The 25046-nt window shown below is 58.4% G+C and carries 20 protein-coding genes and 1 tRNA gene; 13 read left to right on the top strand and 8 right to left on the bottom strand.

Going from position 1 to position 25046, the window contains the following annotated elements; all coding sequences use genetic code 11:
• Positions 1-7: 7 nt before the first annotated feature.
• A complete protein-coding gene (locus ACFOW6_RS07245; protein WP_382421669.1) occupies positions 8-778 on the bottom strand; it encodes a response regulator transcription factor in 771 nt (256 codons plus the stop codon).
• Positions 771-1217: a hypothetical protein gene (locus ACFOW6_RS07240; RefSeq protein WP_382421668.1), complete on the bottom strand. Its 447-nt coding sequence runs from the start codon at positions 1215-1217 to the stop codon at positions 771-773. The genes ACFOW6_RS07245 and ACFOW6_RS07240 overlap by 8 nt, the downstream gene beginning before the upstream one ends.
• Positions 1218-1570: 353 nt before the next feature.
• On the opposite strand from ACFOW6_RS07240, the gene ACFOW6_RS07235 reads away from it, so the two are divergent.
• The 4 genes from ACFOW6_RS07235 to ACFOW6_RS07220 all read left to right on the top strand — a co-directional run bounded on the left by ACFOW6_RS07235 (position 1571) and on the right by ACFOW6_RS07220 (position 8873).
• Positions 1571-3433: an SLC13 family permease gene (locus ACFOW6_RS07235; protein WP_382421667.1), complete on the top strand. Its 1863-nt coding sequence runs from the start codon at positions 1571-1573 to the stop codon at positions 3431-3433.
• Between the two features lie 24 nt (positions 3434-3457).
• Positions 3458-4885, top strand: coding sequence for an FAD-binding oxidoreductase (locus ACFOW6_RS07230; protein WP_382421666.1), 1428 nt, complete (start codon positions 3458-3460; stop codon positions 4883-4885).
• 75 nt (positions 4886-4960) lie between these two features.
• Entirely contained in the window at positions 4961-6958 is a 1998-nt protein-coding gene (locus ACFOW6_RS07225) for a PAS domain S-box protein (RefSeq protein ID WP_382421665.1), read from the top strand.
• A gap of 106 nt (positions 6959-7064) precedes the next feature.
• On the top strand, positions 7065-8873 hold the full coding sequence (locus tag ACFOW6_RS07220) for an acyl-CoA dehydrogenase (protein WP_382421664.1): 1809 nt from the start codon (positions 7065-7067) through the stop codon (positions 8871-8873).
• 31 nt (positions 8874-8904) lie between these two features.
• Here ACFOW6_RS07220 and ACFOW6_RS07215 read toward each other — a convergent pair whose 3' ends face one another.
• Together ACFOW6_RS07215 and ACFOW6_RS07210 are read right to left on the bottom strand one after the other, a co-directional pair.
• On the bottom strand, positions 8905-9951 hold the full coding sequence (locus ACFOW6_RS07215) for an agmatine deiminase family protein (protein WP_382421663.1): 1047 nt from the start codon (positions 9949-9951) through the stop codon (positions 8905-8907).
• A 92-nt stretch (positions 9952-10043) separates the two neighbouring features.
• Positions 10044-10349, bottom strand: coding sequence for a hypothetical protein (locus tag ACFOW6_RS07210; RefSeq protein ID WP_382421662.1), 306 nt, complete (start codon positions 10347-10349; stop codon positions 10044-10046).
• 175 nt (positions 10350-10524) lie between these two features.
• On the opposite strand from ACFOW6_RS07210, the gene ACFOW6_RS07205 reads away from it, so the two are divergent.
• A tRNA-Ser gene (locus tag ACFOW6_RS07205) sits at positions 10525-10615 on the top strand.
• 31 nt (positions 10616-10646) lie between these two features.
• On the opposite strand, the gene ACFOW6_RS07200 is transcribed toward ACFOW6_RS07205, so the two are convergent.
• From ACFOW6_RS07200 to ACFOW6_RS07185, 4 genes are read right to left on the bottom strand one after another with little or no spacing between them, the layout of a single operon-like run.
• Positions 10647-12089, bottom strand: coding sequence for an efflux transporter outer membrane subunit (locus ACFOW6_RS07200; protein WP_382421661.1), 1443 nt, complete (start codon positions 12087-12089; stop codon positions 10647-10649).
• On the bottom strand, positions 12086-15217 hold the full coding sequence (locus tag ACFOW6_RS07195; RefSeq protein ID WP_382421660.1) for an efflux RND transporter permease subunit: 3132 nt from the start codon (positions 15215-15217) through the stop codon (positions 12086-12088). Before ACFOW6_RS07195 ends, ACFOW6_RS07200 begins: the two co-directional genes overlap by 4 nt.
• Complete coding sequence (locus ACFOW6_RS07190) at positions 15207-16337, bottom strand: efflux RND transporter periplasmic adaptor subunit (RefSeq protein WP_382421659.1); 1131 nt, start codon at positions 16335-16337, stop codon at positions 15207-15209. Before ACFOW6_RS07190 ends, ACFOW6_RS07195 begins: the two co-directional genes overlap by 11 nt.
• A complete protein-coding gene (locus tag ACFOW6_RS07185) occupies positions 16324-17016 on the bottom strand; it encodes a TetR/AcrR family transcriptional regulator (RefSeq protein WP_382421658.1) in 693 nt (230 codons plus the stop codon). The genes ACFOW6_RS07190 and ACFOW6_RS07185 overlap by 14 nt, the downstream gene beginning before the upstream one ends.
• Positions 17017-17175: 159 nt before the next feature.
• Between ACFOW6_RS07185 and ACFOW6_RS07180 the strand changes: the two genes are divergently transcribed.
• The 8 genes from ACFOW6_RS07180 to ACFOW6_RS07145 all read left to right on the top strand — a co-directional run bounded on the left by ACFOW6_RS07180 (position 17176) and on the right by ACFOW6_RS07145 (position 25043).
• A complete protein-coding gene (locus tag ACFOW6_RS07180) occupies positions 17176-18201 on the top strand; it encodes a TAXI family TRAP transporter solute-binding subunit (protein WP_382421657.1) in 1026 nt (341 codons plus the stop codon).
• Positions 18202-18210: 9 nt separating this feature from the next.
• Positions 18211-18804, top strand: a complete 594-nt coding sequence (locus ACFOW6_RS07175; RefSeq protein WP_382421656.1) for an NUDIX domain-containing protein — start codon at positions 18211-18213, stop codon at positions 18802-18804.
• A 68-nt stretch (positions 18805-18872) separates the two neighbouring features.
• Positions 18873-19877, top strand: a complete 1005-nt coding sequence (locus tag ACFOW6_RS07170) for a cysteine synthase A (protein ID WP_382421655.1) — start codon at positions 18873-18875, stop codon at positions 19875-19877.
• A gap of 5 nt (positions 19878-19882) precedes the next feature.
• A complete protein-coding gene (locus ACFOW6_RS07165) occupies positions 19883-20605 on the top strand; it encodes an alanyl-tRNA editing protein (RefSeq protein ID WP_382421654.1) in 723 nt (240 codons plus the stop codon).
• The gene (gene sseA, locus ACFOW6_RS07160) at positions 20602-21489 is read left to right on the top strand and encodes a 3-mercaptopyruvate sulfurtransferase (protein WP_382421653.1); all 888 of its coding nucleotides are present in this window, start codon (positions 20602-20604) and stop codon (positions 21487-21489) included. Before ACFOW6_RS07165 ends, sseA begins: the two co-directional genes overlap by 4 nt.
• Positions 21476-22510, top strand: a complete 1035-nt coding sequence (locus ACFOW6_RS07155) for a GNAT family acetyltransferase (protein WP_382421652.1) — start codon at positions 21476-21478, stop codon at positions 22508-22510. Before sseA ends, ACFOW6_RS07155 begins: the two co-directional genes overlap by 14 nt.
• A 182-nt stretch (positions 22511-22692) precedes the next feature.
• The gene (locus ACFOW6_RS07150; RefSeq protein ID WP_382421651.1) at positions 22693-23718 is read left to right on the top strand and encodes an amino acid ABC transporter substrate-binding protein; all 1026 of its coding nucleotides are present in this window, start codon (positions 22693-22695) and stop codon (positions 23716-23718) included.
• Between the two features lie 134 nt (positions 23719-23852).
• Positions 23853-25043 carry an amino acid ABC transporter permease gene (locus ACFOW6_RS07145; protein WP_382421650.1) on the top strand — a complete coding sequence of 397 codons (1191 nt, stop codon included), beginning with the start codon at positions 23853-23855 and terminating at the stop codon, positions 25041-25043.
• The last annotated feature ends 3 nt before the right edge of the window (positions 25044-25046 follow it).

Here is a 25046-nt window from a genome sequence, read left to right as displayed (position 1 = left end):
CGGCCTCTTAGCTTTCCGGCATGCGCCAGCGATAGCCGAAACCGGGATAGTTCTCGATTTCGTCAAACTCCGAATGCAATTCCCGGAACTTCTGGCGGATGCGCTTCATGAAGGTTCGCACGTTCGCACGATAGCCTTCCGGGCCGGCACCGGCAAGAAAGCCCTGCCCGTGCACCAGGTCGTATATTTCCCTGTAAGTTACATCTTGGCCAGCTCTCTGCAGCAGCAGGTGAACGATCTTGAATTCCGTCAGGCTGAGATTCACGCGCTCCCCACGCCAGAAGGCCCGGCTGCTATCAAGGCGCAATTCGAGCTCCCCATGGCGGATGATTTCGGCATTCTGCCCATCCACGGCCTCGCCCTCGCCTGTCTGCTTTGTCTTGTTGCCGGAAAGGATAAGATCAATGCGCTTATGCAGGATGGCAAAGCTGCGCGATTTTTCCACGAAATCGACAGCGCCGCTAAGAAGGGCCGCCTCTTCATAGATCTGCTCACTCAGTGCGGTCAGGAAAATAACGGGGGTCTCATAGCCCTCTTCACGCATGCGCTTGAGTACTTCGATGCCGTTCATCTCCGGCATGCGCCAGTCAAGCAGGATCAGATCGGGGGAGCCACTGTCGCCAATCCAGTCAAAAAAGGAAGCACCCGCTTCGAACATCTCGACGGAATACCCGGCTTCCTTGAGGTTCTCCGATAGGGTCTCACGAAACAGCGGGTCATCGTCCACCACTGCGATTTCGATGTTCTTGCTCGTCTGTACGGTTTCAATGCTACCCATGTTGGTAACTCCCAAGCTTTTGCAGGCAGCCTTCCATGGTGGCATCCCCAGAGGGCGTGACTTCATAGGTCAATGCCTGCAAACGGCGATCGCGCAAAGAAGGGTAAAAAAACAGTCGCAGTTGACAGTCTTCTTGTTGGTAGCTCCAGACAGTTGCCGGTGCTTCCTTTCTTACATCAAGGGGTGGCCCCATACGCCCAAGAGTTTCTTCCTCATTCAGACCAACCAGTTCATCAGGATTGAGTGGTTTCGTGGGTTTTCTGGGACCTGCAGAATCAGGGCTGCTCCGAACAGGCTCGGTTGACGACACATCATCTGCAGCAGGATCTGCCGTCACTCCAGACTCATCGGCGCCGCTTCGCCTCTCCTCCCACGGCAGGGATTCACATCCCGTCAGCAGGAATGCGGCGAGGAGTATCGTGCTTGTTCGAAAGGCCATGATTGCGTCTGAAGCCAGCCCCGGAGTTCGATTTCTGATCACAGTCTATCGTAAGTAGGCATTATTGCTAAGTTTTTCCAGAGGGCTGACAGGCAGTCATGAAAGGTGTACTGCCCTACCCTCAGGAGAAACAAGCTGCAAGACATCATAGTCCTTTTCCACTGTGACATATAGAGGGCATTAAGGGGATGAATTTCACCGGTTGAGGAATAGCGAATTGCATGCCGGTTTATGCGCACGCTATTTTCTCCTGAAGCAAGATAACGAAATTACTGGAATCCATCCTTATTCCCCGGAGCCAGGCTTGGCAGGGGCTCTACGCAATTCGCAAACAGGCACTCACAGGAGTCTCTATGACCCCCGAACAAGGGTTGGTGCTGGGAATACTGGGATCCGCCATGCTGCTCTTCATCTGGGGGCGCTGGCGCTATGACGTGGTTGCCGTACTCGCTCTTCTCGCGGCCGTCGTTGCTGGTCTTATTCCCATGGATGAAGCCTTCATGGGGTTCGGCCATCCAGCTGTCATTACCGTAGCGGCAATCCTGATCCTTAGTCGCATGCTATCGCTCTCAGGGGCGGTCGACATCCTCGCGCGGCATGCCATCCCGGCGCGTGGGTCGCCAACACTGATGATTGCCGCCTGTTGCACCCTGGCTGCCGTCCTGTCCGCTTTCATGAACAATGTCGGCGCCCTGGCGCTGCTGATTCCTGTGACGCTGCAAGCCGCGGCCAAGAACGACATTCCCCCAAGCCGCTTCCTCATGCCCGTTTCCTTTGCATCCATTCTGGGCGGCATGACCACCATGATCGGCACGCCGCCGAACGTCATCGTGGCAAGCTATCGTGCGCGCAGCGATGGGGAGTCGTTTTCGATGTTCGATTTCACTCCGGTCGGCATGACAGTGATGCTTGTCGGCGTTGCATTTGTCTGCCTCGTCGGGTGGCGATTCATCCCGAAAGCCAGAGAAGGGGCTCATGCGGATCAGAATCTCTTCGAGAACATCGCTTCCTATGTCACGGAGGCCCGCGTCACCGAAGACGCCAAGGCCAAGGGCAAACGTCTGGTCGAGATCGAGCGCGAACTTGACGAACTGGAAGCAGTAGTCATCGCGGTGGTTCGCAATGATCAGCGAATTCTCGCACCCAATCGCTATCAGCGCATTCAGGAAGGAGACGTCCTGATCCTGGAGGCCGATCCGGAAGGTCTGGCCAAATCGATCCCTGCCCTGGGGCTGGAGCTCGTCGGCGAGAAGGCTGAAGACGAGCAGGATATGGAAGGCCAATCCCACCAACAGGAATCTGGCGAACAGGAACAAGCCGCCGCGCAGAACATTGAAGCCCAGAAGCTGCAATCGGAAGAGGTTCGCCTTGTCGAGGTCGTTATTCTACCCAACAGCCGTCTGATCGGAAACACGGCCAAGGGACTGCGCCTGCGAAGCCGCTTCGGGATCAACCTTCTGGCAATCTCCCGCCAGGGGAGCACCAGTGGCGAGCGTTTGCGTTCCACGGTATTTGCCGCAGGGGACGTCCTCCTGTTGCAGGGCGAGGAGGACAGGATTGCCAGTTTCACCAATTCCTTCGGCTGCGCTCCTCTCGGCAAGCGTGAAATCAAGCTTCCACAGATCAAGGAGGCATTGAAAGCCGGAGCTCTCATGCTCGGAGCCGCTGGCCTGGCTGCATCCGGCCTTGTTTCCGCCGCCGTGGCGTTCGTAACCGCAGCCGTTCTGGCCGTCATCTTTCGCCTCTTGCCGGTGCGCGAAACCTACGAGGCACTGGATGGCTCGGTCATAGTCCTGCTCGCGGCGCTCATCCCTATTGCCAACGCCGTAGGCAGCACGGGAGCCGCGCAGATTATCGCGGAGACTCTGGTCAACGACCTAGCCGGCGGCAATCCCGTTCTGACCCTCGGATTACTGCTTGTCGTCACCATGATTCTGACCGATTTCATGAACAACGCCGCGACGGCGGCAGTCATGAGCCCCATTGCCATCTCCCTGGCTTCGCAGCTTTCGGTCAATGCAGACACCTTCCTCATGGCCGTTGCCGTCGGAGCATCCAGTGCTTTTCTGACGCCAATCGGACACCAGAACAACACCCTTATCCTGGGGCCGGGTGGGTATCGATTCAGCGATTACTGGCGTATGGGGCTGCCTCTGGATATTGTGATCGTCAGTATCGCCATCCCCATGCTTTTGCTGGTCTGGCCGCTTTCGTGAACCTGCAGGCAGAGTGAAACCGAGATGTCCAGCTGCCCCTACGACGACTCGCGCATTCATGCAGCTCTGGAAGAGATCACGGGCCCTCAAGGTATCCTCACTGCGGCTGAAGACCTCGAGTCGTACGTCAGGGATCAACGCGGCAAGTATCATGGCAGGGCGTGTGCCGTCGTCTTTCCTCGATCCACTGAGGAGGTCTCCCGGATCGTGCGCTTCTGCAGCAATGAAGGTATCGGCATGGTGCCCCAGGGGGGCAACACCGGGCTGGTGGGCGGATCGGTGCCCGACGAGAGCGGCCGCGAGATCATTCTGTCTCTCAAGCGCATGAACCGAATCCGGGCAATGGACTCGGAGAACTTCACCCTGACCGTCGAGGCCGGCTGCATACTGCAGGATATCCAGAATGCCGCCGCTGAGGCGGACCGTCTTTTCCCGCTGTCCCTTGGTGCCGAGGGAACCTGCCAGATTGGCGGGAACCTCTCCACCAATGCCGGCGGTGTCCAGGTGCTGCGCTATGGCAACGCACGGGATCTGGTGCTCGGCCTTGAAGTCGTGCTTGCGGATGGGCGTATCTGGAATGGTCTTCGCGGCCTGCGCAAGGACAATACCGGCTATGACCTCAAGCAACTCTTTCTCGGTGCAGAAGGCACATTGGGGATCATTACGGCCGCTGTCCTGAAGCTTTATGCAAGGCCTCGTGAGATTGTGACAGCCTTGGCCACCGTTCCCGATCCTGATTCTGCCGTCAGCCTGCTTTCAAGACTCCGAACCGCTTCGGGAGAAAGCGTGACTTCTTTCGAGCTCATGCCGGCGCGAGGGATAGAGTTTGCCTGTCGACATATCGAGGGTTGCCGCAATCCCCTGGACGCCCCCTCCCCCTGGTACGTGCTCCTGGAGCTGTTCGGCGGGCGCGAGGGCAGCGACCTCTCCGAGACCCTCCAGGAGGCATTCGGTGCGTGTCTGGAGGAGGGGCTTGTCCAGGACGCCGTACTCGCACAGAATGAAAGCCAGCGCCGCGAACTTTGGCGCCTACGCGAGGGGCTGGTGGAAGCCCAGAAGCATGAAGGCGCCTCCATTAAGCATGATGTTTCCGTTCCCGTCTCGGAGGTGCCCGCGTTCCTGGCCGAGGCTACGAAAATCGTTACGGATCTCGTGGAGGGCGCCCGTCCTGTTCCTTTCGGTCATCTCGGCGATGGAAACATTCATTTCAACATCTCCCAGCCGGAAGGCATGGATCCTAGAGCCTTCCTCGCCCGCTGGGACGAGGTGAATCGTCATGTGCACGATGTTGTAGCTCGACTTGGCGGTTCCATTTCCGCAGAACACGGCATAGGCCAGTTGAAGCGAGAGGAAAACATGCGTTTCAAGTCCGAGGTCGAAATCGACCTCATGCGCAGTCTCAAGTATGCCCTCGACCCTGAAGACCTCATGAATCCCGGAAAGCTCGTCTGAGACCACGGCAAGGCTCCGTTAACCATTTCCGGATAGCCTAGGCTGTTACCGGAATCTGTAAATGGAGCCGTGATCATGCTGGCCTCCCAATCGGACGCCACACTCAAGGAACTGATCGAGACAATGGGAACCCCGGTTTTCATTGTCGAGATCGAGGACGGTCCGGCTTTCCGCTATCTGGCCTCAAACAGCTGTCATGAAGAGATGACGGGATTGAAAGACGACATCCTGTCAGGGCACAGACCCCATGACGTGGTGCCTGCGGAAACCGCGCGGGATGTGGAAGAGCGTTACGCGGAATGCCTGGCAAGAGGCGAGCGCATCCAGTACATCCAGCATTACCAGCTGCCCACGGGATGGCGCTGGTGGCATACCAACCTGACGCCTGTGCGCTCCGAGGACGGCAGAATCGTCCGTCTGGTCGGCATCTCCACGGATATCACCAGTCAGAAGCAGTTCGAGCAGGAGCTCGGAAAGAGCCGCGAGCGTTTTCACCTCGCTCTCAACAGTGCGAATGACGGCCTGTGGGACTGGGACGTGCAATCCGGTCATGTCTATTACTCTCCTGTCTGGTGCAAACTACTCGGCTACGACACCGAGCAGCTTCCCGAGCGTATCGAAACCTGGTTCGACCGGATCCATGAAGACGATGCATCTGAAGCGCACCGTTTACTGGAGGCACACCTGAAGGGAGAAAAGGACAGTTTCGAACATGACCAGCGCCTCCGAGCACGCAACGGCGACTACATCTGGATCGCCGCCAAGGGACGCGCCTATCACGACGAGGAGGGGCAAACCGTAAGGATCGTCGGGACGATCAGCGATATCTCCAAACGCAAGTCGGCAGAAATGGCGCTTGAATCCAGTGAACGGCGTTTTCGCGATTTGATAGAGGGGTCGTTGCAGGGAATCTGCATTCACCGGGGTTACAAGCCGCTTTTCGTGAACGAGGCCTTCGCTCGCATTTATGGTTTCAACAGTCCCGAGGAGGTCCTGGAGCTGACGGATATCCTCGGCCTGATTCCGGAAAAGGATCGCGAGACGGCCTGGCAGCGATGGCTCTACAGTCTCGAGGATCACAATCATCAGTTCACCACACAGGCACGCAACCTGACGGCCGAGGGTCACAGCATCTGGGTTGAGGTCATGGGACGGGCCGTGGAGTGGATGAAGGAGCCTGCCCAGCAGATTACCGTCATCGATATCACCGACCACAAGCACTTCGAGCAGGAACTTCTCTACAGCAGGGATACGCTGGAATCCCAGGCAGAGGAACTGAAGCGCCTGGCCGAGGATCTCGAGGTGGCGCGACAGGACGCAGAGCGTCAGGGCGAGGTCGCTGAAGCTGCCAACAGGGCCAAGTCACATTTCCTGGCCGCCATGAGCCATGAACTGCGTACGCCGCTCAACGCCATCCTCGGCTTTTCGGAGATCATTGCCAATGAGTCTTTCGGCAAGAACAGCGTTCCGGAATATACCGAGTATGCCCGCGACATTCAGGAAAGTGGCCGTCACCTGCTGGAACTGATCAACGACATTCTGGACCTGGCCAAGATCGAAGCGGGGCGTCTGGAACTACATCCTGTTTTCCTGCATGTGGACGAAGTGCTCGAGCCCTGCCTGCGCCTGAACCGTGTTCGAGCCCAGGAAAAGAACCTTACAATGAACATGGAGATCATTCCTGGCGCGGAACAGATTCGGGCAGACGAGCGAGCCATAAAACAGATTGTTTTCAACCTTCTGTCCAACGCAATCAAGTTCACACCAGAAGGCGGCTCCATCTCCGTGCGGATCAGCAACACACCAGCTGGCGAGATTGCCATAGCCGTCAGCGACGATGGTGTCGGGATTGCGAAAGAGGACATTGAGCGGATCCTCAGGCCTTTCGAGCAGGCCGACAACAGCTATCAGCGAGGCTCTGGAGGTACCGGGCTCGGGCTCTCCCTCGTACGCTCGCTTACAGAGTTGCATGGCGGGCGCCTGGAAATCGAGAGCGAGCCGGAACGCGGGACGACCATGCGTGTCTATTTCCCATTGGAATGCGAACAGCCGAAACTGCGCGCGGTCTCCTGATCAGTGCATTTACCTATTCGCGCCAAGCGCATAATGTGCGATTGGACAGATCTGGTCATGCCCACTACCCTTCCCTCATGCAGTCCCCAATCCCAAGAGGCAGCCAATGAGCGACTTCACCCCCGCTCTCCCGGATATGCGCTTTACTCTGCAAGCCATAGCCCGGGTAGATCGCCTCTTCGGTCTTCCTGCCTATGATGAACTCTCTCAAGATCTGATCGACAGCGTTCTGGCCGAAGCCAGTCGGCTGGCCCGGGATATCGTCGCTCCGACAAATCACACGGGAGACCTGCAGGGAAGTCGGCTCGAGAATGGGGAAGTTCGCACGCCCGATGGATTCCGCGAAGCCTATCAGCGCTATGTCGAAGGCAACTGGAACAGCCTGCCCTTCGACCAGGCCTATGGCGGCCAGGGCCTGCCGTGGGTTCTCGCAATCGCAATACAGGAAGTCTTCGATGCGGCGAACATGAGCTTTGGCCTCTGCTCCCTTCTGACCCAGGGAGCGGTGGAGCTGATACAGGCGCATGGCTCCGAGGAGCAGCGCAATCTCTACCTGCCGCCCCTGGTTTCCGGACGCTGGACCGGGGCCATGACGATGACGGAACCTCAGGCGGGATCCGATATCGGCGCCGTGCGCACCCGTGCAGTGCGCGAGGAAAATGGCTACCGTCTGTTCGGCCAGAAGATCTACATCACCTATGGTGATCACGACATGGCCGAGAACGTCATTCATCTGGTTCTGGCGCGTACCGACGATGCACCACCCGGCACAAAGGGGCTCAGCCTGTTCATCGTCCCCAAGAGACTGCCGCAATCCGATGGAAAGCCAGGCAAACGCAACGATATGCAGTGCGTGTCGTTGGAGCACAAGCTCGGCATACACGGGTCCCCCACCTGCACCATGTCCTACGGCGAGGACGAGGGGGCGGTCGCCTATCTGATCGGCGAAGAGAATCAGGGTATGGAGTGCATGTTCACGATGATGAACAATGCTCGGCTCTCGATTGCCGCTCAGGGGGTCGGCATTGCAGAACGTGCCTATCAGCAGGCGCGCCGTTTTGCCTTCGAGCGTATTCAGGGCAGACCGTTCGGACAGCCCGGAGGCGAGTCCGTCGCCATTATTCGCCATCCCGATGTGCGCCGCATGTTGATGACCATGAAGGCCAATACCGAGGCTGCACGTGCCCTTGTCTACTACACCGCAACGGCCATCGACCTTTCCCGCAACCTCCCTGATGAGCAGGCACGCAATGAAAGCCGCGTGAACGTATTGGACCTGCTGACTCCGGTCGCCAAGGCCTGGGCCACCGATACGGGGTGTCACGTTGCCTCTCTCGGCATCCAGGTCCACGGCGGCATGGGTTTCATTGAAGAAACAGGTGCGGCGCAACACTTCCGGGATGCGCGCATTGCTCCGATCTATGAAGGTACCAACGGCATCCAGGCGCTCGATTTGATCGGTCGCAAGATCATGCGCCACAAGGGAGCGCCGGCCCTGGCATTCCTGGAGAAGGTCCGTGGAACCATAAAGGCCCTTGAAAGGGAACGTGACGAAGATCTCAGTGCCATTCGGCGCAGTCTCGAAGAAGCTTGCGAAGCCTTTGAGCAGGCTACGAATTGGCTTATGGAGGTATGGGAAGAGCGGCCTCTGGAAGCTGCGGCAGGAGCAACACCCTACCTGAACCTGCTCGGCACGCTGGCCGGTGGCTGGCTGCTGGCTGAGGGGGCACGAAAGGCTGCGGTCATCTGTGCCGAAAGCGATTCCAGCGACAGCGAGAACAACTACTATTTCAGCAAGCTGCGCACGGCGCGCTTCTTCGCCGACAACATACTGCCGGCCAGTGAAGCCCATGCTGCCGCAGCTATACGCGGTTCGGCCGCGATCACCGATATTCCCGAGGATTATTTCTGCTGAGGAGTGGCTGCCGCGAAGGCTTCGCCCAGCTTCACGCGCCGCTCTCGCTACCAGGACTCATGAACTTGGGTTGCTGCAGGGTAATGCAGTGAATGCCTCCACCCCCTTGCAGGATATCGAGTACAGGCAGCTGTATTACATCGCGCCCCTTGAAAGCGCCGGCCAGTACCTTGTGCGCCCGGTCATCGGCCGGATCCTCGAAAGCCGGCAGGATCAGACCTCCGTTCGGGGCGTAGAAGTTGATATAGCTCAAGGGCAGGCGTTCGCCCTTGTCGTTGTATCGCGCTCGAGGTTGTGGGACCTGGATTATCTCCAACTCCCGGCCTTGTGCATCCACGGCCGCCTCGAGCGCTTGCCTGTTGGCGTTGAGGCGTTCGTAATTCTCGTCATCCTCGTTATCGCAGGCCAGAACGGCAACGGCCCCGGGTCGAATGAAGCAACAGACATTGTCTACGTGTCCGTCTGTATGATCGCCGGCCAGCCCATAAGGCAGCCAGATCATCCGATCCGTTCCGGTGTGACGCAGTAGAATGTCCTCTATTTCCTCGCGTGATTTTCCGGGGTTTCTGTTGTCGTTGACGATGCTGGGCTCGACGGCGACCAGGGTTCCCTCCCCGTCGGTATGAAAGGCACCGCCTTCCGTAACCAGTCCAGGCGTATATCGGCTGATGCGCAGGTGATCGAGGACAGCATCCGGCACCGCGGCGTCCAGATCATAGGGCAGGAAGCGCTCTCCCCAGCCATTGAAGTCCCATCTCACGCCCATAATCCGACCGATGGCGTTCATGACGAAACTTGGCCCATTGTCGCGTATCCAGGAATCGTCGTGTTCGACCGGAAGGCACGCCACACCACTACCGCATTTCAGGGAAATGTCCGCCATATGATCCGGATTCGCGATCATGGTGACAGGTTCGAACCGAGCAATCGCCTTGGCTATATCGGCGTAGTTCTCACGAACCTCTTCGATGTGCTTTCCCCACAGGTCATCGCGGGAAGGCCAAGCCATCCAGCACCGGGCGTGGGTTTCCCATTCCGGCGGCATCCGGAAGCCATCACTACGTGGATCACTGCTCACGAATCACCCGTACTCCGTTCTTGGCGGAAAAACTTTAGGCAAGGATCCGCATGATTGTCCAGTTGTCCCCAAGATTTCGGACCAGATTACCCTCAGCGTTGACGCCTGCGCCCAAGGCGCACGAGAAGCAGGCACAGGGCACCGACTCCCAGGAAAAACGGCACGGCCGGCAGTCGCAGCACTTCAAGTAGAGCGGGATCCCACAAAGGCGGCCAGAGATAGCGCTCGATGACAGCCTGCACGAGATTCAGGCTTCCGGGATCCAGACTGTACCAGAGAGCGCCGCCCTCGCGGAAGGTGAACTCCCCTGTCGACCGCCAGGCAAGTCCTTCCAACAGAAGGCAAAAACCGCCAACAATCAGGAAGAGCCACCCGAGTATCCTGAAAAAACCACACACGTGATCATCCCCTCCCTATCTGCGTCTTTGCGAACAGTAGATCATGGCAAGAAGACCGTCATCCACTGCCCTTCCGTTCCCTGTACTTGCGGGATTGCATAGACCGAGGGCCTCGGCTATGTTCCCGCTCCATCGCAACGGTCCGGAGCCAACGGTGTCGTGTTGCGCAAAAACCGGTGAGGTGGCCGAGTGGCTTAAGGCGCACGCCTGGAACGCGTGTAAGGGTTAATAGCCCTTCGTGGGTTCGAATCCCACCCTCACCGCCATATGCCCCGATTTCTCCTCCTTCCCTTGGCGTCACTGTCCTTCACTCGACGCCAGTTCTTCTTCCTCCGGCAGGCCACTGCCCAGTGCTGCATAGAGATTGACGGCTTCAAGGCTGAGTTGTCGCTCCGCTTCCGCCAACTCCTGCTCCGAAGTAGTCAGTTCACGTTGACTGTCCAACACATCGATGAAGGATGCAAAGCCCTGCCGATAAAGCTCCTGGGATTGCTGGTAAGCCAGACGATTGTTCTCGACAGCTTCCTCCAGCGAACTGAGGCGCAACGCCGTGCCACGGTAGTTCAGAAGTGCATCCTCTACCTCCTGTAGCGCATTCAGCAGAGTTTCTCGATAGTTCAACAGCGCCTGCGTGGCACGCTCTTCCGCAGCTGTGACCGCTTCCCGACGCTCGCCCCCGTCATAAAGCGGCATCTGGAGCAGCAGTGAAAGCGACCCCATGAGCGTGTTGACGATGTTCTCCGTTCCGACACCGCCACGCGTGAGAGATATGGAGCCGGGGATGGTCAGTCGCGGATAGAGTTCGGCCGTGGCAACGCCAATTTCAGCCGTGGCAGCGGCAATCTGCAGCTCCGCTGCCCGAAGATCCGGTCGATGCCGGACCATGTCCAGGGGGACACCGACGGGGCTTCCATCCTCCACGTCCGGCACAGGAGCCTCTGGAGACAATAGCTCGACCAGGGCTCCAGGTGGTTGATCGGTCAGAACAGCCAGAGCGTTCTCAAAACTCTGGATATTGCTGCGCAAGGGGCCGAGATCGGCCTGCAGGGAGGCAAGCGCGGCACGAGCACGCACCTCATCGAGCCCCGGGGCCAAGCCGCTGGCGACCCTTTGCTGCACCAATTCCAGGGTCTGTTCCTGAAGGTCCAGCGAACGTTGCGTCAGGGACAGGCGAAGTTGCTCGCCCCGCAGGTTGATATAGGTGCGTGCGATTTCAGCCGTGGTCAGACGGACGGCTTCACGCTGCAGCGCCTCTTCCCGTTCTGCCCGAGCCCAGGCCGCCTCCTCGCTGCGCGCCAGTCGTCCGAAAACGTCTATCTCCCAGCTTCCATCAAGAATGGCCTCGAGAGATCCCGAGCGTGTATGGTCTTCGGCCCCTAGATTGCGTGATATGGATCCACCGCTTTCGCCGCCGATCTCGAAATTCGGTCCTGTTTGGGCCGTTACCCCTCGTGCCTGGGCTCGGGCTTCACGGACCCGGCTGGCCGCCGCCCGTATTTCGAGATTCTCCTCAAGCCCGAGTTCGACCAATTCGGAAAGCTTTGGATCGTTGAACAGTTCCCACCAGTAATCACTGGAAAAACTGCCCTGAAAGCGGCTGGGAATCGGTGCGTCGTAGGAGGTAGGCACCTCCGGCTCAGGTGGCTCGAAATCCGGCCCGACTGTCGTACAGGCGCTCAACGCCGCTATGGACAGAAGAACGGACCAGCGACGGAGAAGAGGAAAAGCTTCATGAATCAAGCCTGCTTCTCCTGTTCCGTTCTAACGACCTCCAGCTCTTTCTCCAGAGCGCGTCCGAAATCTCCACGGCTGCGGGCCAGGGGAGCAATGAGCTGATAGATCACTGGGGTCAGCAGCAAAGTGGCGAAGATCGCGATGCCGAGCCCTCCGAAAATCACCCAACCAATCGAAGTCCGTGCCTCACTTCCGGCTCCCCCACTGAGAATCAGGGGAACGGCCGCCAGAATTGTCGAAAGCATGGTCATGACCACGGGGCGCAGGCGAATGGAAGCTGCTTGAAATGCGGCCTCCCTGACAGACAAGCCGCGATCGCGCAGCTGATCGGCAAATTCGACAATCAGGATGCCATTCTTGGCCATCAAGCCAATGATCATGATAAGGCCAATCTGGCTGTAGATATTGAGGGACGTGCCGGTTAGCCAGAGCGAGAGAACGGCGGCAGCCAGCCCAAAGGGAACCGTAAGCATCACGACGATGGCACTGGCAAAGCTCTCGAACTGGGCAGCCAGGACCAGAAGCACGACAAAAAGAGCGATGGCGAAGGTGATCATTGTGTCGCTGGCGGCTTCCTCCAACGCCTCCGCCTGCCCCAGAAACACAAGACTGTAGCCGTTGGGCAGGATCTCATCGCCAAGTGCCTGCACATCGCTGGCAGCCTGATTGAGCGAATAATCCTGCGAAAGCCCGGCCTCGATCTCGATCGCCCGCCTTTGCCCACGCCGTTCCAGCTCTGGTGCGATGCCGCTTTCCCGGATCGTGATGAGAGAAGACAGAGGGATAACATCCCCTTCGCGTGTCGTTACGAAGAGGTTATTGAGATCGTCTGTATCCTGAACGGTTCCAAAGCGGGATTCCAGATAGACTGGGACAGCCTCGTCCTCGACATTAAGCTCGGTGACCTGTGAGCCATCCACCATGGTGCGAAGAACACTGGCTATGCTGGAAATATCGATCCCGAGATCCGCGGCTCGCTCCCGGTCAATATCCATCGAGAGCTGTGGCTGCGTCGTGGAATATTCCATGCTCGGCGCATTTGCCAATGGCAGTTCCTCGGACATGGCTGTCATGAGCTCCTCGGAGGCTTCGGCAATGCGCTCGTAGTCCGGTCCTGTGACGGCGAACTCCAGGTCCGATCCCCCTGTGCGTATGCTCAGACTGTTGGGATTGACAATATAGCTGCGCGCGCCGGGAATATCGTTGAGGGCCGGCTGCAGGCTATCGGAGATTTCCTGTTGGCTGCGCTCGCGCTCACTCCAGGGGGCCAGAGGCGCAATGATGAAGCCGGCATTGGGATCCCTGCGCCCAACGATCGAGAGCACGCTGCGAACCTCTCCGCTTTCCACAAGGGGCTCCAGCAATGTTTCCGCCCGGCTGACCTGACGATCCGTGTAGCCGAGATTTACCCCATCGGGACCACGCATCGAAATGACCAGAACTCCGCGGTCCTCCTGAGGAACCAGCTCCTGATCGAGGTTCAGATAGACAAGAGCCGTTGAAGCCGCCAGTGCAAGCGCCGCTCCGCAAAAGAGAAGCGGTATCTTCATTATGGCGGCCAGCACCTTCTGATAAAGCCGTGCAATCCAGCTGCCCATGGCCTCCATCCCATTGCGCAGCCGTCCGCCCTCGATGGATCTGCGCGTCTGGGATGGAATCAAGCGGGATGCCAGCATGGGACACAGGGAAAGCGCCACAAAGGAAGAAAGTCCCACGGAAATTGCCAGCACAAAGCCGAATTCCTCGAACAGCTGGCCGGCGCGCCCTGGCAGGAAAGCAACGGGCACGAAAACCGAGATGAGGGTTGCCGTCGTCGCCAGCACGGCGAAGAAAACCTGGCGCGTGCCCAGGACTGCAGCTGCCAGGCGCCCGACTCCGTGACGCCGCCAACGCTCCACGTTCTCCAGAACAACGATGGCATCGTCGACCACAAGGCCCGTGGCCAGAACGAGCGCAAGCAATGTCAGGATATTCACCGAAAAACCCAGCAACCAGATTGCCGCCAATGTCCCGATCAAGGCCACCGGTATCGTGATGCCGGGAATAAGGGTTAGGCGCAGAGATCCAAGGAACGTCAGAATCACGAGAATCACGATAATGATCCCGAACAGCAGCGTCAGCAGAACCTCGCTGATCGCGCCACTGATGAAGACCGCATCGTCGGAAATCGTCGCAATATTTATGTCCTCGAATCTTTGATTGAGCTCCCTTACGGCCTCCCCAACGCCTTCGGAGATCTCGATCGTGTTCGATTGCGCCTGGCGAATAATGCCAAGCCCCAGCACCTGTTCCCCGTTCAGACGGACGTAGGAGCTTGCTTCAGCAGGTCCGTAAAAGACACTCGCCACATCGCGAACACGTACATTGTCGTTGATGAAGATGGCCTCGATGGCCCCCTCTTCCACAACCGAAGCATCGGCCCGCACGACCAGATCCTGATCGCCGGACTCAAAGCTACCGGCGGGAACATCCAGACGTGCACTTTCCAGCGCATCTGCAACATCTTCTATGGTCAATTCCGACGCTGCCAGCTTAGCGGGCTCAAGCACAATGTTCAGGGTTCGCTGGCGATTGCCGAACAGACTGACATCGGCCACTCCTGGAACGCTCAGCAAAGTGGTCGAAATCTCGTTATCGACCAAACGCGTCAGTTCCTCCGTGGTCAGACTATCGCTCGTGACCGAGAGTCGCAGGATTGGACTTGCCTCGTCATCGGCCTTGATGACCACGACATCCTCCACACCGTCCGGAAGGCTCCGCTGAACTTCGCTGATCGCTTCTCGCACGTCGTTCGCTGCATCGTTCACATCAACGGAGGGGTCGAAGTCGAGGTATATTCTTGTGCTGCCTTCTTCACTGGCGGCATTGATGGAGCGCACACCGTTGACCCGCGCAGCAGCTCCTTCAAGTGCGCGCGTAACCTCTGCGTCCATGGTTTCCGGTGCGGCTCCGGGGTAACTGGCCCGAACCGTGACCACCGGTCGATCCACACTGGGCAGTTCGCGAACCTCGACTCCCATGACCGCCGCTATGCCGGCCAATACGATCAGGAGATTCAGGACGATTGCCAGAATCGGCCGTCGAACACTGATCGACGGCAGATCTTCCCTGTGATCCACCGGATCAGCCGTCATTCTGATTTCCCGCGGTCTCCGGGTTGGTCAGATCTGCGGTATTGTTCTGTCGCTGACGAACCTCCACAGGCATGCCTTCCCGCAAGGACTGCATGCCTTCGACGACCACCCGGTCATCTCCGGTCAGCTGCGCGGACAGCAAGGCCCACCCCTCCGAGCGCTTGACCACTTCGACAGTCTGGCGCTCTGCCTGTCCGTCCCGAACGCGCCAGACATATGCGGCTTCCCTGTCCCATTGTACCGCGACGGCTGGAACCGCAGGATAGAGTTCGCCGGAGAGTGGCAGTTCCATGACAAAGGACATTCCGGTCCGCAGCTGGCCCTGTTCGTTCGGAAGACGCGCACGCACTTGCAGTGTGCGGGTTTCCTCATCGATCTGGCTGCCCAGGCTTGTGACCGTGCCGGTAAAATCCATACCGGGCAGTGCCCAGGTCTGCGCCTCGACTTCCTGCCCTTTGTCGATGGCATAGGCATAGGCTTCCGGAATCTTGAAATCCACAAGCAGGTTGGAAAGATCATCAAGGGTCGCGATTGCCGTCGATTCCGTGACCCTGTCGCCGGGGTCCACCTGGGGAATCCCGATCACGCCATCGAAGGGGGCCAACAGCATACGCCTGGTATAAGCGAGTTCTGCCTGAGCCAATTCGATCTGTGCGACGGAGAGGGCATTGCGCGCCTGGTCGACCTCGCTCGTGGAAACGGCTCCGCTTGGGGCAGCACTTTCATAGCGCTGCAGTCTCTGTCGCGCGTCTTCCAACTGCAGCTTCGCCAATTCTACCGATAGCTCCTCGTCCTCCTTGTCCAGCGCGAGCAAGAGATCCCCCTGCACCACCTCCTGCCCGGCCGAGAACAATACGTCACGCACCTGGCCGGCGGATTCCGGGAAGAGGGTAATGGATTGCTGCGCCTGGCCCGTTCCCACGGACACCAGAGTAGACGCCCCGCTTTCGAAGCTCACCTCGCGAACTATGACAGGCTGCTCGCCAGCCGCATCTTCCTGCTCCTCCACACTGGCAATCTCGCCCCTCTCCTGCATGGAAAGAGAGGAAAAGAGGTGCCAGAGCACTCCTGCGACAAGACCTGCGACCAGGAGGAATATCAGCTGCTTAGCCTTTGACATTCTCGTCTTTCTCGACTTCTGGTGAGGCCATGGCGGAGGAGTTGCGTTGTCCGGAAAGGCGGGCTTGTCGTGGAGAACAAACAGCAAAGCCGCAGGCTGCATAGTCGGTAATACCCGCAACAAGGCCTTCCAGCTCACGGCTCGATACGTGGGTCACGCCGCTGCGGATCATGCCCATGACCAAATGGGCCAGAAGCTCACTGTCCACCGCTCGGTAATCGCCACTCTGATGTCCGCGCTCGAAGTTCCTCTGCAGGACACTTACCAGTGTCATGCGTGCCTGGTGGACTGACTGCCTCCAGCTTTCCTCCAACTCGTTTTGGCTACGCATCAACATGCGCAACGGCAGGAAATGCTGGGAGAATACTCGCGTCATACAGTCCACAATCTCCTGGAAACGCGTGAGCGGCGGAAGGGAGCTTTCCTCGATCTGCTCGATTCTCTGGCCAAGATCCGCAACGACCTTTTCGAGACAGGCTCTCAGAAGAGCCTCCCGCCCCTCGAAATATCGATACAGGGTCGCCTTTCCGACGCCGGCAGCCCTGGCCAGTTGGTCCATGGACAGGTCTTCCGCAGGCTGGCGACTGAGAATCTCGATTGCAGCTGTCAGGAGTCTTTCATGGCGCTGTCTTTTCCACAGCGGCAAAGGGGGAGAAGGTGAATCAGAAATGAAACTCATCAGTTCCATTCTTGCCTTACCCGATCCGCGCCTTAAAGGAAAAAGGCACAGCAGAGCCGAAAAAATCAGGTTCCGCCGTCAAGTTGCCTTGGCCATGCCCGATTGCTGGGGTTATCCTGCCTACACACTTCACTTTGACCGGGAGATGTGACGGTGCCCTTGAGCCGACGCCATTTCCTTCTTGCAAGCGGACTACTGGCTTCTGCGCCCTGGTTGGGAACTGCGATCGCCCAGGAAGCACGCATTCTGCGTATCGGCACGGCGTCCACTGCCGGTATCTACTTTCCGATCGGCGGCTTGATCGCCAGCGCGATCAGCAGCCCCCCGGGCAGCAGGGAATGTGAACGTGGCGGTAGTTGCGGGGTGCCTAATCTGATTGCTACGGCCCAGTCGACCGAGGGATCCGCCTTCAATGTAGAGGCCCTGGAACGAGGGGATCTGGAAACGGCTCTTGCCCAGGCAGACGTCGCATACTGGGCCTATCACGCGGAAGGTCCCTATGAAGACCGCGAGCCGATGCGCAACCTGCGTACAATCGCCAATCTATATCCCGAAGTGATCCAGGTGGTCACACGGGCGGAAGCTGAGATAGCCCACCCCGAAGACCTCCGGGGCAAACGTATTTCATTGGATCGGAAAGGATCGGGATCGCTGGTCGACGCCCTGCTGATACTGGAGGCTTGGGGCTTGTCTCCGAACGACTTCGAAGCGAAGTACCTCGCCCCCAATATCGCGGCCTCACAATTGCGCACAGGGGAACTCGACGGTTTCTTCATGGTCGCAGGCACCCCGACGCCAGCCGTCAGCGACCTTACCCAGGAGGTCTCGGTCCGGTTGCTGAGCCTTGAAGGAGAACCGGTTGAAGGATTGCGCGAGCGCTATCCTTTCTTCTCCCCGGCCGAGATAGAGGCGGGAACCTACCGGACTGTTCCGCGCACCCCCACCCTGTCGGTGGGGGCACAATGGCTGGTCGATGCGCGGCTGGATGAAGAACTGGTCTACCAGATGACGCAGGCCTTCTGGCATCCCAGACACAGGCGACTCTTCGAGGAAGGTCATCCCCAGGCGCGCCGCATATCCCTGGACACCGCCCTCAATGGCCTGGGAACGCCCTTGCACCCCGGCGCCAAGCGATATTACGAAAGCATCGGAATTACCATCGTCGAGTCCTATGACGTCGAATGACCAGGCCCCATGGATGTAGAACTGCTTTCCAGTGATCAGCCATTCTCCGGTTTTCTCAGGATATCCCGTCACAGCTTCCGGTATCGCAAGCAGGATGGTCACTGGAGCAATTCACTCACTCGGGAGGTCTGCAAACGCGCACCGGCGGTCGCTGTTCTGCCTTACCATCCGGAAAGTGACAGCGTCATGTTGCTGGAGCAGTTTCGGCTGCCGGCTTGGTTGGCCGGGATGGACGGCTGGCAGATCGAGGTAGTCGCGGGCATCATCGAGGATCAGCAGAACGAAGAGCAAACCGCCCTGCGGGAAAGCCGAGAGGAAGCGGGCCTCGAGATTTCCGCCCTATGGTCCATCAATCGTGTCCTGCCCTCTCCGGGAGGCTGTGATGAAGTCATCTCCCTTTATCTTGGCCGCCTCGACGCACCGGGCACGAACGGATTTTACGGTCTGGCGGAAGAGGACGAGGATATCCGGGCCTTCATGGTGCCCTTCGAAGAGGCCTATCAAATGCTCGAGAGAGGTGAGATAGAGAATGCAACAGCCTGGATGGCGCTTGTATGGTTGAGACTCAACAGGGACCAGGTTCAGCGCGCCTGGAAAACGTGACCACCACCCCACTTGTATGCAAAGTATTATTTCCAGCATACAACCTCGACGACAGGCTTTGAACATTCATGCAGATTCGTGACGGCTTCATAGGCACCATCGGAGAAACTCCTCTTATTCGCCTGCGGCGGGCCTCCGAAGAGACCGGCTGCACCATTCTGGGAAAAGCTGAATTCCTGAATCCCGGAGGATCCGTAAAGGACCGGGCCGCTTGGGCGATTGTTAAGGATGCGGAGAACAAGGACCTGCTAAAGCCAGGCGGCGTCATAGTCGAAGGTACTGCGGGCAATACAGGAATCGGGCTTGCTCTGGTCGGCCGCGCACGTGGCTATCATACCGTCATCGTGATTCCGGAAACCCAGAGCCAGGAAAAGAAGGACATGCTGCGTCTTTGCGGGGCGGACCTGCGCGAAGTTCCAGCGGTTCCCTACAAGAACCCGCAAAACTATGTCCACGTCTCGCAACGCCTGGCGGACGAGTTGGCGCAAACGCATGAGGCCGGCGCCATATGGGCCAACCAGTTTGACAATGTTGCCAATCGTCAAGGGCACTACGAGACAACAGGACCGGAGATCTGGGAACAGACCGAAGGCAAGGTTGACGGCTTCACCTGTTCGGTCGGCACCGGAGGCACGCTTGCGGGCGTGGCCATGGCCCTCAAGGAAAGAAATCCAAAAGTTCGCACCGCGCTCAGCGATCCTGCAGGCTCTGCCTTGCATCACTATTACGCTCACGGCAGCCTCAAGTCCGAAGGCACCTCGATTACCGAAGGCATCGGACAGGGGCGTGTGACGAAGAATCTAGAGGGCATGCCGCTCGACACCTCCTACACGATCCCCGACAGTGAATCCCTGCCCGTGGCCTTTGAGCTGCTGGAGCATGAAGGTCTCTGCATGGGCGGCTCCACGGGGGTGAACGTTGCCGGCGCCATCCGCCTGGCGCGGGAAATGGGCCCGGGGCACACCATCGTGACCGTACTTTGCGATTTCGGGACAAGGTATCAGAGCAAGCTCTACAATCCCGCTTTCCTGCGGGAGAAGGAACTGCCGGTCCCCAACTGGCTGCAGGAGTGAAGTGAATGGAACTGCTGTTTCGCGAAGATCCCTATCTCCAGAGCTGTGAAGCGACGGTTACTGCCGTTTCCCCCGAGGGACTTCACGTCGATCGTACGGTTTTCTACCCCGAAGGCGGTGGCCAGCCAGGAGATACCGGAGTCCTGATTCGCGCTTCGGGAGAAGAAGTGCGGATTCTGGATACGCGGAAGGGGGATGGAGATGACGAAGTTGTCCACCTTCTCGAGGAAGGTGCTCAACTTCCAGACGTCGGCGAGAACGTCGAATTGCGTATAGACTGGGACAGGCGCCACAGACTCATGCGCATGCACACCAGTCTCCACCTCCTTTGTTCCCTGGTTCAGGGCGACGTGACAGGCGGGCAGATATCCGATGGCAAGGCGCGCCTGGACTTCAACCTGCCTGATGGCGCCCCCGACAAGGGGTGGCTGAACGAGGAACTGAACGCACTGGTACAACGTGCCATTCCCGTTTCAGTGCTATGGGCGACGGACGAGGAACTGGATCAGTCGCCTGAGCTCGTTCGGACTCTTTCCGTCAAACCGCCTCGCGGCAGCGGACGGGTCCGCATGTTGCAGATCGAAGGTGTTGACCTGCAACCCTGTGGAGGCACGCATGTCCAAAATACCAGTGAAATCGGCAGGATCGAGGTCGGGAAGATCGAGAACAAGGGCAAGCAGAACCGTCGCATCAACCTGCGATTCGCAAGTCAGGACACAGCCGGATGACATCGGAGTCCAACTATCTCGTTTCCACTGACTGGCTCGAGAAGAACCTGAACGCGCCTGACCTGCGCGTTGTCGACGCCACCTACTATCTTCCGGTGGAAACCGGAAATGCCCGGGAAGAGTATGAGCAGGAACACATACCAGGGGCCGTTTTCTTCGACATTGACGAGATCAAGGACAGCGAAAGCTCCCTGCCTCATATGCTGCCTCCACCGGAAGTCTTTTCCTCGAAAGTTCGGAGACTGGGGCTAGGCGACGGAACCCGCATTGTCGTCTACGACCGCAAGGGGCTCATGTCCGCACCGCGTGTCTGGTGGATGTTCCGTATCTTCGGACACCGGGATGTTCATGTTCTCGATGGTGGGCTGCCGAAATGGAAAGAGGAGAATCGCCCTCTTGATGACCACCCTGTCCTTCCCAAGGAACGGCATTTCACGGCCCGTCTCGACACAACACGGGTGAGAAGTATCAATAAGATACTTGGGAATATTGAGACAAAACGCGAGCAAGTGGTCGATGCACGCAGTCCGGGACGGTTCGAAGGACAGGATCCTGAGCCTTGGGCCGGACGGAAATCGGGACGAATACCAGGCAGTTACAACGTACCCTATACCGACCTGCTCGATCCCGGCAGCGGCTGTCTGAAACCCCCGGAAGAGGTGCGCAAGCGTTTCGAAGAGGCCGGCGTCGATCTGGCTTGCCCCATTGTGACCTCCTGCGGTTCAGGAATCACGGCGGCCGCACTGGCAATGTCCCTGGAAATGCTGGGACACAAGGATGTTGCCCTTTATGACGGGTCCTGGGCGGAATGGGGATTGGCTGAGAATGTGCCAATAGAAACCGGCCCGTTGCCCCGGGACAAGAAGCGCGATGACCACAGCTGAAGGCGAAAGCCGTCTGCTCAAACCGGTGATCCGTGACCTTGCGCCCGAGGAGGACGAGCCCTGTGTGAACCTCTGGCATCAGTGTGGCTTGCTGGTCCCGCACAACGACCCCCATGCGGATATCGCTCTCTTTCGCTCCGGTCCATCTTCACGTGTTTTTGCGAGTCTGATGGACGATCGCCTTGTCGGCACCCTCTGTGCGGGTCACGACGGGCACCGCGGTTGGCTATATTATCTGGCCGTCACGCCCCAGAAGCGCGGCCAGGGCATAGCAGCACAACTACTCCGAACCGCCGAAGCCTGGCTGGCGGAACAGGGCATTCGCAAGGTCCAGCTCATGGTTCGGCCCGAGAACCAAAAGGTGGCGGAGTATTACGGCAAGCAGGGGTATCAGCTGACGCCCCGCGCGGTGATGGCGAAATGGATTGAAGCAGGCAACGGGTCGAAGGATACCGAGGCGGAGAGCGTCTACCTGGACACCGAGATCACCTACCTTGAAATGGACTCCGTGCCCTCTTTCGAAGCAGATTCGCTCAGATTTCCTCCTGGCTGCCATCTGCTTGAAGCCCCGGATCCGACGCTCTCGTTCTATAGGTTCCTCTACAACACCGTCGGCGCTCCCTGGCTCTGGTGGGAGCGCCGGATCATGCCCGACCGCGAACTCTCCGCTATTCTCCAGGATCCGAGGGTCGAACTTCTTGTGTTGTATAAACAAGGGATACCGGCCGGATTCGCGGAACTCGACCGGCGTCACCCTGGTGAAGTGGAGTTGGCCTATTTTGGACTGCTTCCCGACTTCATCGGTCAAGGACTCGGACCACCCCTGTTACGCCACGCGGTTCAGTGCGCCTGGCAGACACAAGGGGAAAGCCAAGTTGCGGTCTTGAAGGTTCATACCTGCAACCTGGATCACCCTCGTGCACTCGCGCTTTATCAGACTGTCGGATTCACGGTCCGTTCCCGGAAACAAAGACGCGTCATCGACCCACGTCTTCTGGGCATGTTTTCCACAGGTTCCTGAACAGCAGTGTTCAGCCGCTTTCACAACCTCTCAGGCAGGTATTTTTTTGTATTATTTATCAATATGTTAGATTTTCACTTCAAGAAACTCTTCAAATTTTCCGCACAGCTGTTACAACTTGATCAGGCTGTATAGCCAGAAACTTACAACTCATAAAACGAAGAACAGGATAGGGTAGATTCATGACACTCAAATCATTCTTGGCTGCCGGCGCCTTTGTCGCCGCCTCGGCCGTAGCCATGCCCGCGATGGCAGGTGAAACGCTCGACGCCGTTCGCGACCGTGGCGAGCTGCGCTGTGGCGTGAACACGGGGCTTGCCGGCTTCAGCAACCCCGATAGTGAAGGCAACTGGCAAGGCCTGGATGTGGATGTCTGCAAGGCGATTGCAGCGTCAATCCTGGGTGACCCGGAAGCCGTCAGCTACACACCCCTGACTGCCCAGCAGCGTTTCACGGCGTTGCAGTCTGGCGAAGTGGATGTGCTCTCGCGCAACACGACCTGGACGCTGACCCGTGATACCTCCCTGGGTCTGCATTTTGCCCCGATCACCTTCTATGATGGTCAGGGATTTATGGTGCCCAAGGATCTTGGCGTCGAAAGCGTGCATGATCTGAGCGGCGCCACCATCTGTGTGCAACCCGGCACGACGACGGAATTGAATCTCGCGGATTTCTTCCGTGCCAACGACATGGACTTCGAGCCGGTGGTCATCGAGGACTTCGAGGAAGTCAACGCGGCCTATTTCGCAGGTCGGTGCGATGCCTACACGACCGACTCTTCGGGCTTGGCCTCCGTTCGCTCGACAGCTCCGGATCCCAGCGCACACATGATCCTGCCGGAAATCATCTCCAAGGAGCCTTTGGGCCCGGCTGTGCGTCAGGGCGACGATGAATTTTTCAACATCGTCAAGTGGGTCGTTTATGCCCTGATCGAAGCCGAGGAATATGGCGTAAACTCCGAGAACCTCGAGGAGATGCGCGAGACCAGCGAGAATCCTGGAATCAAGCGTCTTCTGGGTGCTGAACCCGGCATGGGCGAGCACCTGGATCTCGAAACAGACTGGGCTTACAACGCGATTGAGGCCGTGGGCAACTACGGGGAAATCTTCGAACGCAATGTCGGTCCGGACACCGATCTGGGTCTTGAGCGTGGCATTAATGCGCTCTGGACCGATGGCGGTCTGATGTACGCCATGCCGGTACGGTAAAGAAGAAGAGCAAAGGCCGTCACGCCAAGAGGCGTGGCGGCCTTTCGCCCTTACATCCCCTTCCCTGACTAGGCGGTTATACCCGCCCAACAAACTATCTTGATAAAACAGGATCGGGAACGAGGAGTTCGACCGTGACGGTACCCACCGGAGTCGAGACAAACCGGAAGGGCGTGGCTGCACTTTGGCATGATCCCCAGGCGCGCTCGATCATCTACCAGGCAGTGGCGTTGGGACTGGTGATCCTCGCCGGCTGGTATCTGTTTTCCAACACGTTGCAGAACCTGGAAGAGCGGAACATCTCCACGGGCTTCGGCTTCCTGGATCGCAGCGCCGGATTCTCGATAAGTGAATCCCTGGTCAGCTACGAGGCCTCGGACACCTATGGCCGGGCGTTTCTCGTCGGCCTGTTGAACACCCTTCAGGTTGCCCTGCTGGGAATTATCCTGGCCACGATACTGGGGACAATCGTCGGTATCCTGCGCCTCTCCACGAACTGGCTGGTTGCCAAGCTGGCCTCGGCCTACGTCGAAATCCTGCGCAATATCCCCGTGCTCCTCCAGCTTTTCGTCTGGTATGGCGTGATCACCATCACCCTGCCCTCTCCACGCCAGGCCTTTGAACCGATGCCGGGAGTCTTCCTCAGCAACCGCGGCTTCATGATTCCTGCGCCCGCCGATAGCCCAGTCTACGGCTACATGGGCATTGCTTTCCTTCTCGCAATTGTCTTCAGCTTCGCGTTACGTGCCTGGGCCAGACGCCGTCAGAATCGTACCGGCCTCCAGTTTCCCGTCTTTCCCTGCAGCCTGGCTATGATCCTCGGTCTGCCAATCATCGCCTGGCTGGTAGGCGGTGCGCCGATCGTACTCGAACTCCCGACACTGCAGGGCTTCAATTTCCAGGGGGGGATCAACCTGTCTCCCGAGTTTGCAGCCTTGTTGCTCGGCCTGACCACCTATACCTCAGCTTTCATCGCAGAAATTGTGCGCGGGGGCATTCTTGGAGTCGATTATGGCCAGAGCGAAGCCGCCCATTCTCTAGGATTGCGACGTGTGCGCGTGCTGCGTTTCATCATCCTGCCCCAGGCACTGCGCATAATCGTACCGCCAACCACCAGTCAGTACCTGAATCTGACCAAGAACAGCTCGCTTGCAGTGGCTATCGGTTACCCGGACCTGGTCTCCGTGGGAAATACCACTTTGAACCAGACCGGACAGGCAATCGAGGCCGTGACCATCTTCATGAGCGTATACCTTTCGTTCAGTCTGGCAATTTCGGTCTTCATGAACTGGTACAACCGCCATATTGCCCTGGTGGAGCGCTGAGCC

The sequence above is a fragment of the Fodinicurvata halophila genome (genome assembly GCF_042651425.1).
GTDB classification, from domain to species: Bacteria; Pseudomonadota; Alphaproteobacteria; order Kiloniellales; family DSM-21159; genus Fodinicurvata; species Fodinicurvata halophila.
Note: the sequence above shows the minus strand (reverse complement) of the source record. Positions and strands in the feature narration are given on the sequence as shown.

Bases quoted from the DNA above. Each gene is read 5' to 3' on its own strand.
- ACFOW6_RS07245 (WP_382421669.1), bottom strand. From the start codon at position 778: ATGGGTAGCATTGAAACCGTACAGACGAGCAAGAACATCGAAATCGCA.
- ACFOW6_RS07240 (WP_382421668.1), bottom strand. From the start codon at position 1,217: ATGGCCTTTCGAACAAGCACGATACTCCTCGCCGCATTCCTGCTGACG.
- ACFOW6_RS07235 (WP_382421667.1), top strand. From the start codon at position 1,571: ATGACCCCCGAACAAGGGTTGGTGCTGGGAATACTGGGATCCGCCATG.
- ACFOW6_RS07230 (WP_382421666.1), top strand. From the start codon at position 3,458: ATGTCCAGCTGCCCCTACGACGACTCGCGCATTCATGCAGCTCTGGAA.
- ACFOW6_RS07225 (WP_382421665.1), top strand. From the start codon at position 4,961: ATGCTGGCCTCCCAATCGGACGCCACACTCAAGGAACTGATCGAGACA.
- ACFOW6_RS07220 (WP_382421664.1), top strand. From the start codon at position 7,065: ATGAGCGACTTCACCCCCGCTCTCCCGGATATGCGCTTTACTCTGCAA.
- ACFOW6_RS07195 (WP_382421660.1), bottom strand. From the start codon at position 15,217: ATGACGGCTGATCCGGTGGATCACAGGGAAGATCTGCCGTCGATCAGT.
- ACFOW6_RS07190 (WP_382421659.1), bottom strand. From the start codon at position 16,337: ATGTCAAAGGCTAAGCAGCTGATATTCCTCCTGGTCGCAGGTCTTGTC.
- ACFOW6_RS07185 (WP_382421658.1), bottom strand. From the start codon at position 17,016: ATGAGTTTCATTTCTGATTCACCTTCTCCCCCTTTGCCGCTGTGGAAA.
- ACFOW6_RS07175 (WP_382421656.1), top strand. From the start codon at position 18,211: ATGGATGTAGAACTGCTTTCCAGTGATCAGCCATTCTCCGGTTTTCTC.
- ACFOW6_RS07170 (WP_382421655.1), top strand. From the start codon at position 18,873: ATGCAGATTCGTGACGGCTTCATAGGCACCATCGGAGAAACTCCTCTT.
- ACFOW6_RS07165 (WP_382421654.1), top strand. From the start codon at position 19,883: ATGGAACTGCTGTTTCGCGAAGATCCCTATCTCCAGAGCTGTGAAGCG.
- sseA (WP_382421653.1), top strand. From the start codon at position 20,602: ATGACATCGGAGTCCAACTATCTCGTTTCCACTGACTGGCTCGAGAAG.
- ACFOW6_RS07155 (WP_382421652.1), top strand. From the start codon at position 21,476: ATGACCACAGCTGAAGGCGAAAGCCGTCTGCTCAAACCGGTGATCCGT.
- ACFOW6_RS07150 (WP_382421651.1), top strand. From the start codon at position 22,693: ATGACACTCAAATCATTCTTGGCTGCCGGCGCCTTTGTCGCCGCCTCG.